Source organism: Crystallibacter degradans (assembly GCF_012952295.1).
GTDB classification, from domain to species: domain Bacteria; phylum Actinomycetota; class Actinomycetes; order Actinomycetales; family Micrococcaceae; genus Crystallibacter; species Crystallibacter degradans.
Map to the genome: position 1 here is coordinate 156,052 of NZ_JABBCH010000003.1, position 14,444 is coordinate 170,495.

A 14,444-nucleotide genomic window follows, 5' to 3' on the forward strand; every position below is an offset into this window, starting at 1 on the left:
AGCCTCACCAGGCACGGACAACGGCCTGCGCCTTGACCAGGACCTTCTGCCCGGCGGCCGTTACGGTGAGATCCACGCGGACCGACGAATTGGCCTCGTCGATGGCTCCGATGACTCCAGTGACCCCAAGAGTGGCCCCGCCGGTGTCCAGGTTCTCCACAACCACCGGTTTGGTGAATCTGGTTTGGTAATCGACGACAGCCGCGGGGTTGTCTGCCCAATCTGTAACCAGCTGGACAGCTGCCCCCATTGTGAACATGCCGTGGGCGATCACTCCGGGTAGTCCGACCTGCTCGGCAAAACGGTCGTTCCAGTGAATCGGGTTGAAGTCACCGGAGGCACCGGCGTACCGCACCAAATCAGCCCGGGAAATATCGATGGTCGTGGAACCGATTTCCTGTCCGACGGACAGATCGCTCAATGTGGGCATCACTGGCCTTCCCCTCTCACCAGAATCGAAGACGTTGCAGTGGCGGTCTTCTCACCATCAGCAGTGCTGATCTCCGCGCGGGTGGTGATCATGGCTCCGCCGCCCATCGCCCGCACCTGGTCCACGTGCAGTTCGGCTACCAGCTGATCGCCTGCCACGATGGGACGGTGGTGGACGAACCGCTGGTCGGCATGGACAACACGGGAGAAATCGATGCCAGCCTCGGGATCTTCAACCAGTTGTGCGTCTGCCCGTTGCGCAACAATGATTGCGAATGTGGGCGGCGCAATCAGGTCCGGGTAACCCAGGTCCTTTGCGGCTTCCACCTCGAAGTGGGCCGGATGCGTTGCCTTAACAGCCCGCGCAAACTCCCGGATCTTCTCACGGCCTACAGTGTAGGCTTCCCCGGCCGGATAAACGCGGCCGGCCAACTGCGGGTTGACCCCGATCTGTTCTGACATGGATCTCCTTCTCAAGGGCAGAAAGTCTCTTCAAAGCCTAGTGCAGGGGTGCATCAATTCTTCTGCGGCCGGGCGGCAGCCCGGCGGGCCCTGGCGTCCCGCGCCCGCACCACCAGTCCGGCCAGATGCGTGAGCAGGCCGGTGATAATAATGGCCAGCGCTGCCCATACAAGGGGCTGAAGGCCGGCACCGGCGGCGATAATGGACAGCAGGATACCGGCGCCGATAAGAACCATGGCTGAGATGACCAGTTTGCGGTAGAGCGGCGAGCCAATATCCCAGGGGTTCATACTTCAAGATTAGCGGTTCAGAACAACGAAACCTGCACCGGGGGCAGCTGTGACTGATAGACGCCCAGCTCGATCCGCCTGCCCTTGAGCCCGTTCAGGTCGGCCAGATATGCCGGCCCGGCCTCCCCGGTCCGGACCAAGGCAATGCTGCCCAGAAAAGCCTCCAGCACCAGTCCGTGAGTGCCGGCCGCCAGCTCCAGCGGATAAGCCGTGCGTGAGTCCGAACCGATCACCCGCCTGCCGGGTTCCGGCAGTTCCCACGTCTGGTCGACGGCGGCAAAGCCTTCCAGCTCCACTCCCGGCAGCAGATTCCGGACAGTGCGGGCGTGGTCGGCGTTGATGCTGTCCAGCTCGGCCGGGCTCCGCGGCGCCTGAAGACCGGACAGTTTCGCTGCAGAGCGCACGGCCTGGGTCAATTCCGTTTGCTGGGAAACCATGTCCTCCAGCACGCGGACAATTCTGCCGTCCTCGGCTCTGGCCACGTAGCGGGCAGCCACGGCTCCTTGTTCGGCTAGTCGGAGCCGCTTGCGCAGGTCCGAGGAGGTGCCTACCTTGCTCGTACCGGAGGCGAACGTTGCCACGTACAGCCAATGCGGCTGGGCGAGGTAGGCGCGCAGTCCGTCCGGAGCCGACCCGCTACGGTGGGCGTCGTGGAGGAAGCGCAAATCATCGTTCAGAAAGCAGCTGATGCATTGGTAGCCGCGTTCGGCGGGTGCTTGAAGGGGGCATGGCACATGGTGCCTGGCCTGCGGTCCCTGGACCCGGTGGCTGCCCAGGCAGAACCTTCCTGCTTCTAGAACCCGGAAGCCGAGCCGAGTCCCCTCGGCGACATCCATAGCGGCAGTCGTGCCGTCGGGTCTTGCCAATGCCAGCCGTGGCCCCGCCGTGTTCCAGATTATGCCGTGGCACAGGAAAGTGTCTTCCATGTAACTACTCTAAGACGCAGGCTCGCCCGTCATACCCCCGACATCACGCCATGGCAAAGCCCGACGACGGCCGCACTCGCGAGCCGTCCGCCGTCGGGCGTTGAAAGTCCTTGGACCCTACACGGACAGCCCTACGTTGTCTGGCCCCGGTGCCTGCCTTCGGCGATTTCTTCCACCAGCTTGGCGTTGAAGGCGGGCAGATCATCAGGATTCCGGCTGGTCACCAGCCCCTGGTCCACCACTACCTCCTCGTCAACCCACTTGGCTCCGGCATTCTTCAGGTCCGTGGCCAGGGTGTGATACGAAGTGAGCCTCCGGCCATCGGTCACTCCGGCCTCGATGAGAACCCAGGGGCCATGGCAAATAACGGCCACAGGCTTCTGGTTATCGAAGAAGGAACGGGTGAAGTCGACGGCGGACTTTTCCGCGCGCAGATGGTCCGCATTCACGACACCGCCGGGAATGACCAGCGCGTCGTAATCGTCAACGCGGGCCTGGTGAGCGGTCACGTCCACCGGGAAGGTGTCGGCCTTCTCGGTACCCTTGAACCCCTGCACGGTCCCGGATTTGGGTGCGACAAGGACGGGCTCTCCGCCGGCATCCTTAACCGCTTGCCAAGGGCTGGTCAGCTCGACTTGCTCTACGCCGTCCGTGAGCAGGAAGGCTACCTTCTTACCGGAAATATTCTGTTCAGACATCATTCCTCCACTTCCCAGGGGCCGGATCGGGGCCAGCCCCCGTACCCTCCACGCTAGCCACAGAAGGATTCAGTAAGCAAGCTGATCATTGAGGTCCGGCCAAGCTCGACAGCGACGCCAGGATTGCCCCTGGGTACTTCATGAGCCGGTGAATAGTTCAATCTCCCAACCATGTAGCCTTTTGAGGAGCGCCAGCAAGGGAGACCATGAAGAAGGGTTTTGTCGTAGTAGCCGGGTTGATACTGGTCGCGGGATGTTCGGCACCGGCCGAGGATACGTCCACGCCAGCGGCTGCGGAGACGTCCCATCAAGCGGAACCGACACCGGAGTCGGCCGAACCGGACCCTTCGACCGAGCCGACGCCAGAAGCAGACCCGCCCGATCCCCCTGTCGGGCAGGGCTCCGAACCGGGCGACTACGAACTATTCCTCACTGCCTACAGAACCACTCTGGAATCGGGCTTGGAGAAGCGAGTAGAGCAACAACGCACCGACCAGGAGGCCATGGAGCTCGCATCCTATACGTGCCGGCTAATCAATGCTGGCGAGGACCCTGCGCGCCTGAGGCTCGTCTACTCCATGGGTGCCGTTGACCCGGAACCAACAGAAGACATGGTCCGAGACTATTCTGCGATTGTGATCGCGGCAGAGGAAACACTGTGCGCTTACGAAGTCGATTTCGTGGTCGCGCCGTAGCCTCGGCAGCAAGTTGGCAGAAGTGCTTGCCGCCATGTTCCAAGCGTTGAGGGGAAGGCGTTGGTTCGGTTGCCCGATAAGGGCAATAGAAAAGGCCCCTACTAGAATTAACTCCTAGCCAGGGGCCTTCTTTGGTAGCGGTGCCCGGACTCGATCCGGGGACCTCACGATTATGAGTCGTGCGCTCTAACCAGCTGAGCTACACCGCCACGAATAGGAACGCCCGCACTGCGTCTTTGCGACACAGACGCGGGCTTCGCTATTCAGAGCCCCCCACCGGAATCGATCCGGTGACCTCGTTCTTACCAAGAACGCGCTCTACCACTGAGCTAGGGGGGCAACGGAGAAAAACTTTACCAGCAGTTTAGCCCCGTGTGAAATCGGAACCGGCGGTTGTGGCCAGCCCCACAATTCCGGCCGCTAATACCGGCGCTGTTTCGCCTCATCAAGGGCCCCAAAACGGCGGCTAATCGTCTCCGCCGTCGTCCTCCCAGCCATCGTCGACGTCGTCATCCCAATCGTCATCGTCAACAACAACCGGCGGCGCAGGCGCGACCTGTTCCGGCACCGGGGCCGGGGCCGGCTGTGGCTTGGGGGCGGAGTCTTGCGCCGGCTTGGCCGGCTCATCCTTGCCCTTGGGCTCCTGAGGTTCCTTCTCGGGCGAAGGTTTCGCCGGCGCTTCGGGCTTGGGATCTGCACTGGCATCGGGATCGGCAGCAGGGGTCGGTTCCGGCGGCGACGACGCCTGCTGCAGGTGCGAGACGTCGATGGTGGAATCCTCCGGCTGTGCCACGGCTACGTTCCACAACATCACGCTCGCTGCGCCGACCAGCAGCAAGGCCAGTATGGACGAGAAGATCTTCACGAGATTCCCTTTCTTACCTGGGGCGCCAGCAACCGGTCCAACCATGACTGGGCAAGATGCTGCCATTGCGGACGGAAGGCGTAGACGCAGACCAGCCGCAGCTCGGTGGCCACGGTGTAGAGATGCAGCCGGCGGGCCGTCACCGACAGGTCTGCAGCGGCTGCGTCCACCGCTGCTTCAGCCGTCTTGCGGGCCAGCGTGGTGACCGTCCCCTGGTCTGCCCGCAACCGCAGGTGGACGGCCAGGTTCGCCAGATCCAGTGCAGGCTCGGCCAGCGCGGCGGTATCGAAATCCAGCAGTCCAAGCGTTCCAGCGTCTGCACAGCAGAGCAGCTGTTTATCGTGGAGGTCCCGGTGCGCAAGGCCAGCTTCCCCACGGCCGCTCCCCTCCGCCAGGGCTCCACACACCTCATCGGCGAGGCTTCGGACAGCAGCCGGATCGGCTTCCAGCGCTTGGAAGTCCAGCAGATGGGCCACCCACTTGCGCACCGTGTCCGCTTCCGCCGTTCCGTCATGCAGCGGTAGCTCCTGCGCCCCGGCACCGTCCCGTACCAACGACGGCCACCGCTCTGCCCAAAGCTGCCAGGCCCGGTCCCAGGTGCCCGAGGCATCCGCGCCCCCGAGTTCATGCAGACTAGTGCCGGCCAGCGCAGTGGAGACCACCCGGTCCGGTCCGCTGCGCATGACCTCTGGCACCGCGAAGCCTGCGCGGGCACCTGCTTTGTGCATCAGCGCGGACTGCCCGGCAACCGTGGCGGCCTTACCGGGCGCCAGCAGCTTGGTGTAGCAGGCTCCGTCCTCGGACCGCAGCACAGCGCGGCGCTTATAGCGGTGGACCAGTAACTTCCCGCCGGCCTCCCCCAGTCCAGGCAGCGCGGGGTCCGTTCTGAAACGGGCAACGGTGGCTTTCCCGCCGTCGTCGATCGTGCCCGCCCGAAGGCGGCCGTATTCATCCACGGCCTCGAAGGTGAGCCGGCGTCCGGGCTTGGGCCACGCGCGGCGGATCGACACGGGTGCGCCGGCCTGATCACAAACTGTTGAAGGAACGACGGCGGTCATGCCAGCATCCCCTCAATCTGTGCCAGCCGGTCGAGAATGCGTTGCCGCCAGTCCGGCTCGCAGGAACGGAACGGCTCCAGAATCCTCGAGAACAGGTGGCAGGCTGTCCAGACGTTCAATTCGTCGGCGTCCAGCCCGACGCCGGACATTCCGCCATGGCCTTCCTGGTATCCCTTGAGCAGGGCAGCCGTCAGGGTTCCCGTGCCGGTGTCCAGCAGTTCGACCGCGGCGAAGCAGCCCAGATCCGACACCACTGCACCGTAGCCAAACCGGTCCAGGTCGATAATGCGCAGGCCTTCGCTGCCGACCAGGATCTGGTCGGCGGAGAAATCGCCGTGCACAAAACCGGCCCGGCCCGGCCGGCGCAGCCGCACGGTCAAAAGGTCGGCGGCATGATGCAGACGCTCGCCAGCTGCTGGCACCAGCTGGCCGGTATTGGCAGCCAGTTTCTGCAGGCCCGGCATTGCAATGTGGCCGGGCGCGGGAACCTTCGCATCGGTGCCGGTTCCGCCTTGACCCGCTGTCGGTGGCTGGGCGGCGTCAGGGCCGGCCCACGGCGGCTGGGCGTGGAGGAAGGCCAGGGTCCTGCCCGCCTCGGCGGCGAGCGCCAACGCATCCGGGCCGCCCCGCTCAGGTGCGCCCTGCTCAGGTATCACCGGCTCAGGTGTCCCCTGCTCCTGCTCCTGCTCCTGCCGGTGCAGGAGCTGCAGGTCGGTTTCGCCGAACCAGGGGTAGTACACGGTGTGCCGGTCCTCGGCGCCGTCCGGCCGGGCATCCGGGTTCTCCTCGGGAGATTGTTGTTCCAGGACCGGGACGCCGGCGTCCTGCAGCCGTGCCAGCATCTCTGCGTGAACCCGCGCCCGTCCGGCCGTGACCTTGGCGACCCTGCGCTGGTCGCCTTGCCCGAACGCTGCGACCAGACGTCGGTGGGGGTTGTAGTTCAGCACGTCGATTCCACCGGCACGGCCGGACAGCAGCCCGGTCCGGGCGAGGACGCGGTGCAGTTTGGCGTCCAACGCCAGCGGCCCGGAAACCACCAGATGTCCGGGGGCTTCGGGGAGCTCCACGGATTCAAGCTGCACCCCTTGCCGCTCGGCGCGTTTGAAGGTCTTGGCCAGCTTGGAGTCCTGACTGCGTGAGTATCCGGCAATCCAGGCCAGCCCATCACTTCCGGAAAGCCGTGCCACCACGGACACACCGGGCTTATAACGCAGATGCCCCGCGGCTACCGGGCGGCCGAACAGACTGCTCAGCCGCTCCGGGTCCATCACGGCGTCCAGCGCCGGAAGCGCAGGATCAACAACGGAACCGCCCATCTAGACCACCTCCGTCACCTGGCCGCCGGCGGGATGGCCGACGTCGACGCGTGCCTCGCTGGCATTGGCCGCCTGCTGCTGTTCCACCCAGGCTTTGAAGGTGCCGGAAGGATGACCGAGCAGGTCTGCGGGAGTGCCGTCCAGCACCACATTGCCGTCCTGGACCCAGAGAACACGGTCGGCGGCCAGTGCCGGTCCGGCGTCGTGCGTAATCGTCACAGTTGTACGTCCTTCGGTCAGGGTGCCCAGAGCTGCGAGCACTTCACTTGCTGCTTCCGGGTCCAGTCCCGTGGTGGCCTCGTCCAGCACCACCACCGGTGCGTGCCGGAGCAAGGCACGGGCGATGGCGAGCCGCTGGCGTTGTCCGCCGGAGAGCGTGCTGCCGCGCTCCCCCACCACGGTGTCATAGCCGTCCGGCGAGGCCATAATGAAGCCGTGGGCCTGGGCACGCCGTGCGGCCTCCTCCACCTCCTCGTCCGTGGCCTCCATCCTGCCGTAGCGGATGTTGTCGCGGATGGTGCCGGTGAAGAGCACCGAGTCCTGCAGCAGCAGGCTCACCTGCGAGCGCAGCGAAGCCAGCGTCACCTGCCGCAGGTCGTGTCCATCGACGCTGACGCAACCGTGCACCGGATCCATCATGCGCACCAGCAGCGAAGCCAGCGTAGACTTCCCGGAACCGGATGGTCCAACCACGGCCACCTTCTGCCCGGCCGGAATGTGCAGGTTCACGTGGTGCAGCACGGGACGTCCGTCACCATAGGCTGCGCGCACACTCTGCAGGTGGATCTCGCCCCGGACGCCGGACAGCTCCACCGCGTCCGGCGCGTCCTGGATGTCCACGCGTTCGTCCAGCAGGTCGGCGACGCGTTCGCCTGAAGCCGTGGCACGGGCGATGCGTCCGGTGTACTTGGCCAGGTCCCGCAGCGGCTTCATGGCGGTCTTCAGGTAGGTCAGGAAGATGACCAGATCCCCGGGTGTCATCGCTGCTTCGGCCACCCGCATGCCGCCGCCGAAGAGTACTGCCGCCGTCGCGACCCCGACAATCACATCCGTGCGGCGTTCCAGCCCGGCGGCCAGCCGGCGTGCCTGCACCCCCTCGGTCAGGGCCTGCTTGTTGCTGTTGGAGAACTTGCCGGCGAGGATCCGTTCCAGGCCGTAGGCCTGCACCACGCGGATAGCCCCGAGGCTCTCCTGCGCGGTGTTGGCCAGCGCGCCTTCGCCCTTGCGGGTCTTCCGGGAAGCAGCGGTGATTTTGCCGGTGCTGCCGCGGGAGATGAGCAGGAAGGCGGCCGCCGCGAGGACCACCACGAGGGCCAGCAGCGGATCCAGCCAGAACATGACGCCGGCCATCACAACCAGGGTGATGACGTTGGCCACCAGCGGCAGCCCGGCGGTGACCGCCACTTCCTGGAGCCGGCCGATATCGCCCACCAGCCGCTGCACGGTATCGCCGGTCCGCGCCGAGGAGTGGTACCGGTCGGACAGGGCCTGGACATGGGAGAAGACGCGCACGCGCAGCGCCGCGGCGACCCGCGAGCCCGCGAGCGCAAAGGCGACGGTGGCCAGATAGTTCGCCAGCGCGCGGAAGCCCACAATGCAGATCGTGGCCAGGGCACAGGAAAGCAGCAGCGCCGGAGTTGCCGCGGGCCCGCTGCCGGCAAGATCCGCACCGAGGCTGCGCGTGACCGCGTCCACCACAAACTTGACCGGCCACGGCTCGAGCACCCTGAACACCACCTCGAACAGCAGGGCAGTGATGCCGCCGCCCATCAGGAGCTTGTGCCGGCCCAGGTGCGGCCTGATAATTCCGAGGGTGCGGCGCAGGGCCGCCGGGTTGGCTTGTTTCCGGCTCATACCGTCAGCTCCTGGTTTCCGGCAGGCAGGCGGATTCCGGCCAGGCTGCGCGCCAGCACCTGGTGCCAGCTGTGCCGGGCGACCGCCTGCTCCCGGGCCGCCAGCGCCATGGTCTGGCGCCGTTCGGGCTGGGCTACCAAGCGGTCAATCGCGGCAGCCAGCGCGGCCGGATCCGATGGTTCCACCAGCAGCCCGGTTCCGCCGTCGTCGATAATTTCCGGAATCTGGCCCACGTTCGAGGCCACCACCGGCAGCCCAGCAGCGAGGTACTCATAAATCTTCAGCGGCGAGAAGTACTGGTCCGCGTCCGAGTCCATCGCCGGGTAGGGTGCGGCGGCGAGCGAGCAGTCTGCCAGCACCGCGGGAATCCGTTCGGGTACCACGGCACCGGTAAAGTCCACCGCCACGCCCAGTTCCCCGGCACGCCGCTGGAGGCCAGCCGCCAGCGGGCCATCGCCGACGATGCGCAGTTGCCACACCTGCGAGGCCAGCGCGGCGGCTTCCAGCAGCACCTCCACCCCGTGCCACGGTTTGAGCGTGCCGACAAAGGCCACTACCGGCACGGCCTCGGAGTCGGAGCAAGCAGGCAGGATCCGGTCCGTGTTCACACCGTTAGGTACGACGGCGATGCCTCCATGGTGGGCAGCGTCAGTTTTGCTTTCCACCCACCGGACGACCGGTGCGGAGACGCATACGGTGCGGTCCGCCGCGGCCACCTGGGCGCGCAGTGCCGCGGTGGCGGTAGCTTCGTCATGCAGGTAGCGGTGGGTGCGCTGCTCGTCGATCAGCGGGGCGTTGACCTCGAGGATGCCGGGAATGGCCAGTGCGGCGGTGGCTTGGGCCAGTCCGGTGCCGAAGAGGCTGTAGCGCTCGTAGACGAGGTCGGCGCCGTCGTCGATAATTTTCCGGGCCAGCTCCGCGGCCGCCGCGGCCTGAGCAACTTCACGCTCTGGTCCCTGGCTCTTGGGTACCTTCAGCCAGGTCACCGGGAGGTCGGCCAGGTCCGCGGGAATGTCGTCGCCGGTGCGCGTGCAGTACACACGTACCTCGGCGCCGCGTGCCCGCCAGGCGCGGATAATCTCCTGGACGTGGACCGAAGCTCCCTTGGTGCCGAAAACCGGAATTCCCGGGTCAGCGCACAGATATGCCACTCGCATTACGCCGCCTCCACGCTTTCCGCGGCAGGAACGGTGGGCACCGGGGCCTCCACGAGCTGCCGCAGCCGCCGTGCCTGCTTGGTGGAGTCGAAATTCGCTTCGATGGACTGCCGCGCGGCTGCGGAGATGCCCTCCCGGTCAAAGTCCGGCCGGGCCGCCTCCTCAAGTGCGGCGGTCAGGTCCGCCACCACACCGTTGCGGATCAGGATGCCGGTCCGCGCCGCACCGCCGTGGGCCGGATGAATGACCTCCGGGATGCCGGTGACATCGCTGGCGATGGAGGGCACGCCCATGGCCATGGCTTCCAGCAGGACGGTGGGCAGCCCGTCGGCATTGCCGTCTTCTCCGATCACGCAGGGCGCGGCAAAGACATCTGCCCAGCGCAGCAGGTCGGCGACTTCCCGCTGGGTCCGCGGGCCCAGCAGGCGCACCGTGCCGTCCAGACCGAGTGAGGTGATTTGTTCGGCCAGCTCGGTTTCGAGCATGCCGCCGCCGGCAATCCGGACATCAAGCCGCAGGCCGCGGCTGCGCAGTTCGGCCGCCGCTTCAATCAGCAGGTCAAAGCCCTTCTTCTCCACGAGGCGTCCGACGGCGGCAACCCGGAGCGTCTGTCCGGGTACCTGCGGCGCGGTGTAGGGAAAGCGCTCGAGTTCCAGCCCGTTATAGACCAGGTGCAGGTTGGCCGTTTCCGCGGCGTAAGTGGAGCGCAGGTAGCGGTAGTTGTACTCGCTGATGGTGACAACGTGCGACGCGTTGGCCAGGGTCCGGGCCAAGCGGCCGCGGTCCACCTCCTGGTGGAAGATGTCCTTGGCATGGGCGGTGAAGGAATAGGTGATGCCGGACAATGCGGCCGCAATTTCCGCGGTGCGGGCTGCCAGCGAGCCAAAGTGGGCGTGCAGGTGCGTGATGCCGCGCTCAAGTGCCATGGTGGCCAGCTCGATACCCTGGTGCACTTCCGTAGGGTCGTAAGCGGCGAATTCCGGCAGCAGCTGCGCCCACCGTCCGGCGAATTCCGGATTCAGCTCCTGGGCGCGGGCGACAATGGCCCAGCCTTCGCTGAGCTTGGCCGGCTTGGGCACATAGTTGACCGGGGCCTGTACCCGGGCCAGTTCCGGGTGGAACCGCGGATCCGCCGGCGGCCGCAGCGAGAAGATCTCCAGCTCTTCGCCGGAGGCTTCCCGGGCCAGGATCTCCGTGACAATGAAGGTCTCGGATAACCGCGGATAGACCTTGAGGACATAGCCGACTCTGGGCGTATTGGGCTTAGCCTGCAACTCGGTTCAACTCCTTCTGCCCCGCAGGGCTCACTGTGTCTTCGGCGCGGGCGGTTCCCAGCAGACCCGCGGCCAGGCGGGCCACCGAGGTGAGCCCGTCCAGCTCGATGCCGGTGCGGCCGGCAGCTGTTCCGGCAACGGTTTCGAACCAGTTCCCGAGGACTTTGCTGCTCAGCTGGGCCGGCTCGCAGACGTCCACGAGCCGGCGGCGGCTGAGCGAACGTGCGCGGATCAGCTGCTCCTGCCGGGGCCAGACCCGCGGCACCACGAGCGCAGGGGTATCCGTACTGAGGATTTCGCAGACCGAGTTATAGCCGCCCATGGTCACGATGGCCGCCGCGGCATTGATCTCGACGAGCGCGTCCGGGACACTGGCGATCACGTCGGTCCGCTTCCGGGCGGCCCGTTCGACCTGGCGCCTTTGGTCTGCTGCCATCTGCGGGCCGGTAATGACCAGATGGCGGTACCCCGCAGGAACCTTGGCCCGGGCCGCCGCCATGGTCAGATCGAACCCGTCGGAACCGCCGCCAACCATGGTCAGCAGGTACGGCTTGCGGGCTTGGGGTTTCCGCGAAGAGCAGGGCCGGCCGGCGGCCAGATAGCCCGTGAAGCGGACCTTATCGCTGAGTGCCGCGGGAATTTCGCCGGAGGCCACCGGATTATGCACGGCCGGGTCGCCGTAGACCCACAGCTCGTCGAAGGTGCGCCGCACGTGGCGCAGGTCCCCGAGCGCGGCCCATTCGCGGGCTGCAACGACAGGATCGTCAAGGACCTCGCGCAGGCCGAGGATGACCTTGCATCCGGGATTGGCCTCCCGCACCGCAGCCAGCGCGTCCACCAGTTCCCCGTCCACACCGAAGGCATGCCGGTCCACAATGACCAGGTGGGGCCGGAAGGCCGTCAGGGCGCCTTCGATGACGGCCGAGCGCAAACTGATGAGCCGGCTCATCCGCACATCCAGGTGGCGCGGAGCGTAGTTGCCCTCGCGCTTGCTGATGCCGGGAATGACCATCCAGTCCCAGCCTTCGGGCCGCCGGTAGCTGGTGGCGGTCCCCTCGCCGGTCACCAGCAGGCCCGAGACTTTCCGACCTGTGAGCGCCGGCAGCCGGGCCGCCAGCGCATGGGCGATGGCTAGGTTGCGCCGGGTATGTCCCAGACCCTGGGAATCATGCGAGTAGAGAACTATCCGTAACTCACCGCTGTCCTGCTGGTTGGTGTACATCGGTCCTCCATAGGCTTCAAACTCTTCGTGCGTCTTTGTTCACTTTGGCGCAGGATGATGAATCGTTTATGAAACCTTTATGAGAGAGTTCTCATGCTTGGCGTAGCGCGCGTCACATCAACGCGTGAACGGCTTGGCACTTGCCCCGGGGCACGCAAAAAGGCACCCGTCTGAACGGGTGCCTTTTTGAAGGAAGTTACTTCAGCCGCCGGTTACCAGCAGGAACTGCAGGGTCCGGCCGCGGTTTAGTAGCTCTTGTGGCGGGGTTTCCGCGCTCCGGCACCCTGGCCGGCGAAGTCGGAACGCTCGCCGCGGTCCTTGCTGAAGCTGCGGTCGCCGTCGAACTTCTTCTTGTACGGACGGTCCCCCTCGAACTTCTTCTTGAACGGACGGTCGCTGCCGTAGCCGCCGCGGCTGCCGCCGAAGTCGCCCTGGTCGCGGCGCGGCTTGCGGCCCGAATCCAGCTCAAGGTGGATCAGCTCGCCGCCGATGCGGGTGCGGGACAAGGCACGCAGCTGGTCCTGGGACAGGTCCGCGGGCAGCTCCACCAGGGAGTGGTCCGAGCGGATGTCGATGCCGCCGATCTGAGCGGCGCTGAGGCCGCCCTCGTTGGCGATAGCGCCGACGATGGATCCCGGCATGACGCGCTGGCGGCGGCCGACGGCGATGCGGTAGGTAGCATTGCCTTCGGTCAGTGTACGGGTCGGGCCGCGGGAGCCCATGGAGTCGCGTCCACCGGCAGCGCGCTCGCGCTGGCCCTTCGGTGCCTCAGGCAGATCCTGGACCAGCAGCGGGCGTCCGCCCTGGGCCATGACGGCCAGTGCTGCGGCAATCTCGGCGGCCGGTACATCGTGCTCGGTCTCGTAGTTCGAGATCAGGTCGCGGAAGATGGAGACATCTTCGGACGAGAGCGTCTCCGTGATCTTTTCCGCGAACTTGCTCATGCGCAGGCTGTTGATGGTTTCTGCCGAAGGCAGGTGCATCTGTTCGACCGGCTGGCGGGTGGCCTTCTCGATGGCCCGCAGCAGGTACTTCTCGCGCGGGGTCATGAACAGGATTGCGTCACCCGAGCGGCCGGCACGGCCGGTACGCCCGATGCGGTGAACGTAGGACTCGGTGTCGTGCGGGATGTCGTAGTTGACTACCAGCGTGATGCGTTCGACGTCGAGACCGCGGGCGGCCACGTCGGTGGCAACCAGGATGTCGATCTTGCCGTCGCGCAGGGCCTCGACCGTGCGCTCACGCTGCTGCTGCGGGATGTCGCCGTTGATGGCGGCGGCGCGGTAGCCGCGGGACTTGAGCTTGTCGGCCAGGTCCTCGGTAGCCATCTTGGTACGCACGAAGGCGATAACGCCGTCGAAATCTTCCGCTTCCAGGATCCGGGTCATGGCATCCAGCTTGTGCGGGCCCATGACCTGCAGGTAGCGCTGGCGGGTGTTGGTGCCCGTGGTGGTCTTGGCCTTGACCGTGATCTCGGCCGGATCCTTCAGGTACTTCTTGGCGATCCGGCGGATGGCGGTGGGCATGGTGGCCGAGAACAGGGCAACCTGCTTGCTTTCCGGAGTCTTCGAGAGAATCTGGTCAACTTCCTCGGCGAAGCCCATGCGCAGCATTTCGTCGGCCTCGTCCAGCACCATGTACTGCAGTTCCGAGAGGTCCAGGGAACCCTTCTCGATGTGGTCGATGACGCGGCCGGGGGTACCGACAACTACCTGTGCACCGCGGCGCAGGCCGGCAAGCTGGGGGCCGTAGGGGGATCCGCCGTAGACCGGAAGAACAGTGAAGTTCTCCATGTGCGAGGCGTACGAGGAGAAGGCTTCGGCCACCTGGAGCGCGAGCTCACGGGTGGGGGCCAGCACCAGGATCTGGGTGTTCTTGGTGGGCGGCAGTTCGGCCATCCGGGACAGCGCGGGGACCGCGAAAGCGGCGGTCTTGCCGGTACCGGTCTGGGCCAGGCCCACGACGTCGCGGCCTTCGAGCAGCACGGGGATGGTGGCGGCCTGGATGGGGGACGGCTTTTCGTAGCCGACGTCGCTCAGGGCTGCGAGCACGCGGCCGTCAAGACCGAAATCGGTGAACAAAACTGCGTTTTCTTCTGTCGCTTCGGCGGCACTGTTGTCCGTGGCCGGCTCAGTGGCGGCATTTTCAGACATGGTGGCAGTGGGAGTTTCAGACATGGGGTTCCTCATATTCATTTG

At 65.9% G+C, this 14,444-nt stretch carries 14 protein-coding genes and 2 tRNA genes; 1 reads left to right on the forward strand and 15 read right to left on the reverse strand.

Features of this window, described 5'->3' with window-relative positions:
• Positions 1 to 4: 4 nt before the first annotated feature.
• From HGO92_RS07385 to HGO92_RS07405, 5 genes are all read right to left on the reverse strand, one after another.
• Complete coding sequence (locus tag HGO92_RS07385; RefSeq protein ID WP_205834272.1) at positions 5 to 430, reverse strand: MaoC family dehydratase; 426 nt, start codon at positions 428 to 430, stop codon at positions 5 to 7.
• Positions 430 to 879, reverse strand: a complete 450-nt coding sequence (locus HGO92_RS07390; RefSeq protein WP_169993698.1) for an FAS1-like dehydratase domain-containing protein — start codon at positions 877 to 879, stop codon at positions 430 to 432. The genes HGO92_RS07385 and HGO92_RS07390 overlap by 1 nt, the downstream gene beginning before the upstream one ends.
• A 65-nt stretch (positions 880 to 944) precedes the next feature.
• Positions 945 to 1,181 (reverse strand): hypothetical protein, encoded by a 237-nt coding sequence (locus HGO92_RS07395; RefSeq protein ID WP_169993335.1) that lies wholly within the window; start codon positions 1,179 to 1,181, stop codon positions 945 to 947.
• A 17-nt stretch (positions 1,182 to 1,198) separates the two neighbouring features.
• A complete protein-coding gene (locus HGO92_RS07400) occupies positions 1,199 to 2,107 on the reverse strand; it encodes a DUF2797 domain-containing protein (RefSeq protein ID WP_169993337.1) in 909 nt (302 codons plus the stop codon).
• 131 nt (positions 2,108 to 2,238) lie between these two features.
• Positions 2,239 to 2,805, reverse strand: coding sequence for a type 1 glutamine amidotransferase domain-containing protein (locus HGO92_RS07405; protein ID WP_169993339.1), 567 nt, complete (start codon positions 2,803 to 2,805; stop codon positions 2,239 to 2,241).
• Between the two features lie 206 nt (positions 2,806 to 3,011).
• On the opposite strand from HGO92_RS07405, the gene HGO92_RS07410 reads away from it, so the two are divergent.
• Positions 3,012 to 3,500, forward strand: a complete 489-nt coding sequence (locus tag HGO92_RS07410) for a hypothetical protein (RefSeq protein WP_169993341.1) — start codon at positions 3,012 to 3,014, stop codon at positions 3,498 to 3,500.
• A 132-nt stretch (positions 3,501 to 3,632) separates the two neighbouring features.
• Here HGO92_RS07410 and HGO92_RS07415 read toward each other — a convergent pair.
• From HGO92_RS07415 to HGO92_RS07460, 10 genes are all read right to left on the reverse strand, one after another.
• Positions 3,633 to 3,709: transfer RNA gene (locus HGO92_RS07415), tRNA-Met, on the reverse strand.
• Positions 3,710 to 3,767: 58 nt separating this feature from the next.
• Positions 3,768 to 3,839: transfer RNA gene (locus tag HGO92_RS07420), tRNA-Thr, on the reverse strand.
• A gap of 127 nt (positions 3,840 to 3,966) precedes the next feature.
• On the reverse strand, positions 3,967 to 4,365 hold the full coding sequence (locus tag HGO92_RS07425) for a hypothetical protein (RefSeq protein ID WP_169993343.1): 399 nt from the start codon (positions 4,363 to 4,365) through the stop codon (positions 3,967 to 3,969).
• Positions 4,362 to 5,423, reverse strand: coding sequence for a phosphotransferase family protein (locus HGO92_RS07430; RefSeq protein ID WP_169993345.1), 1,062 nt, complete (start codon positions 5,421 to 5,423; stop codon positions 4,362 to 4,364). The genes HGO92_RS07425 and HGO92_RS07430 overlap by 4 nt, the downstream gene beginning before the upstream one ends.
• The gene (locus HGO92_RS07435) at positions 5,420 to 6,739 is read right to left on the reverse strand and encodes a phosphotransferase family protein (RefSeq protein ID WP_169993348.1); all 1,320 of its coding nucleotides are present in this window, start codon (positions 6,737 to 6,739) and stop codon (positions 5,420 to 5,422) included. Before HGO92_RS07435 ends, HGO92_RS07430 begins: the two co-directional genes overlap by 4 nt.
• Positions 6,740 to 8,593 (reverse strand): ABC transporter ATP-binding protein, encoded by a 1,854-nt coding sequence (locus tag HGO92_RS07440; protein WP_169993350.1) that lies wholly within the window; start codon positions 8,591 to 8,593, stop codon positions 6,740 to 6,742.
• Entirely contained in the window at positions 8,590 to 9,750 is a 1,161-nt protein-coding gene (locus HGO92_RS07445) for a glycosyltransferase family 4 protein (RefSeq protein WP_169993352.1), read from the reverse strand. The genes HGO92_RS07440 and HGO92_RS07445 overlap by 4 nt, the downstream gene beginning before the upstream one ends.
• The gene (locus tag HGO92_RS07450; RefSeq protein WP_169993354.1) at positions 9,750 to 11,024 is read right to left on the reverse strand and encodes a glycosyltransferase family 4 protein; all 1,275 of its coding nucleotides are present in this window, start codon (positions 11,022 to 11,024) and stop codon (positions 9,750 to 9,752) included. Before HGO92_RS07450 ends, HGO92_RS07445 begins: the two co-directional genes overlap by 1 nt.
• Positions 11,014 to 12,246: a glycosyltransferase family protein gene (locus HGO92_RS07455; RefSeq protein WP_205834274.1), complete on the reverse strand. Its 1,233-nt coding sequence runs from the start codon at positions 12,244 to 12,246 to the stop codon at positions 11,014 to 11,016. Before HGO92_RS07455 ends, HGO92_RS07450 begins: the two co-directional genes overlap by 11 nt.
• A 245-nt stretch (positions 12,247 to 12,491) precedes the next feature.
• The gene (locus HGO92_RS07460) at positions 12,492 to 14,423 is read right to left on the reverse strand and encodes a DEAD/DEAH box helicase (protein WP_169993356.1); all 1,932 of its coding nucleotides are present in this window, start codon (positions 14,421 to 14,423) and stop codon (positions 12,492 to 12,494) included.
• Positions 14,424 to 14,444: the final 21 nt, after the last annotated feature.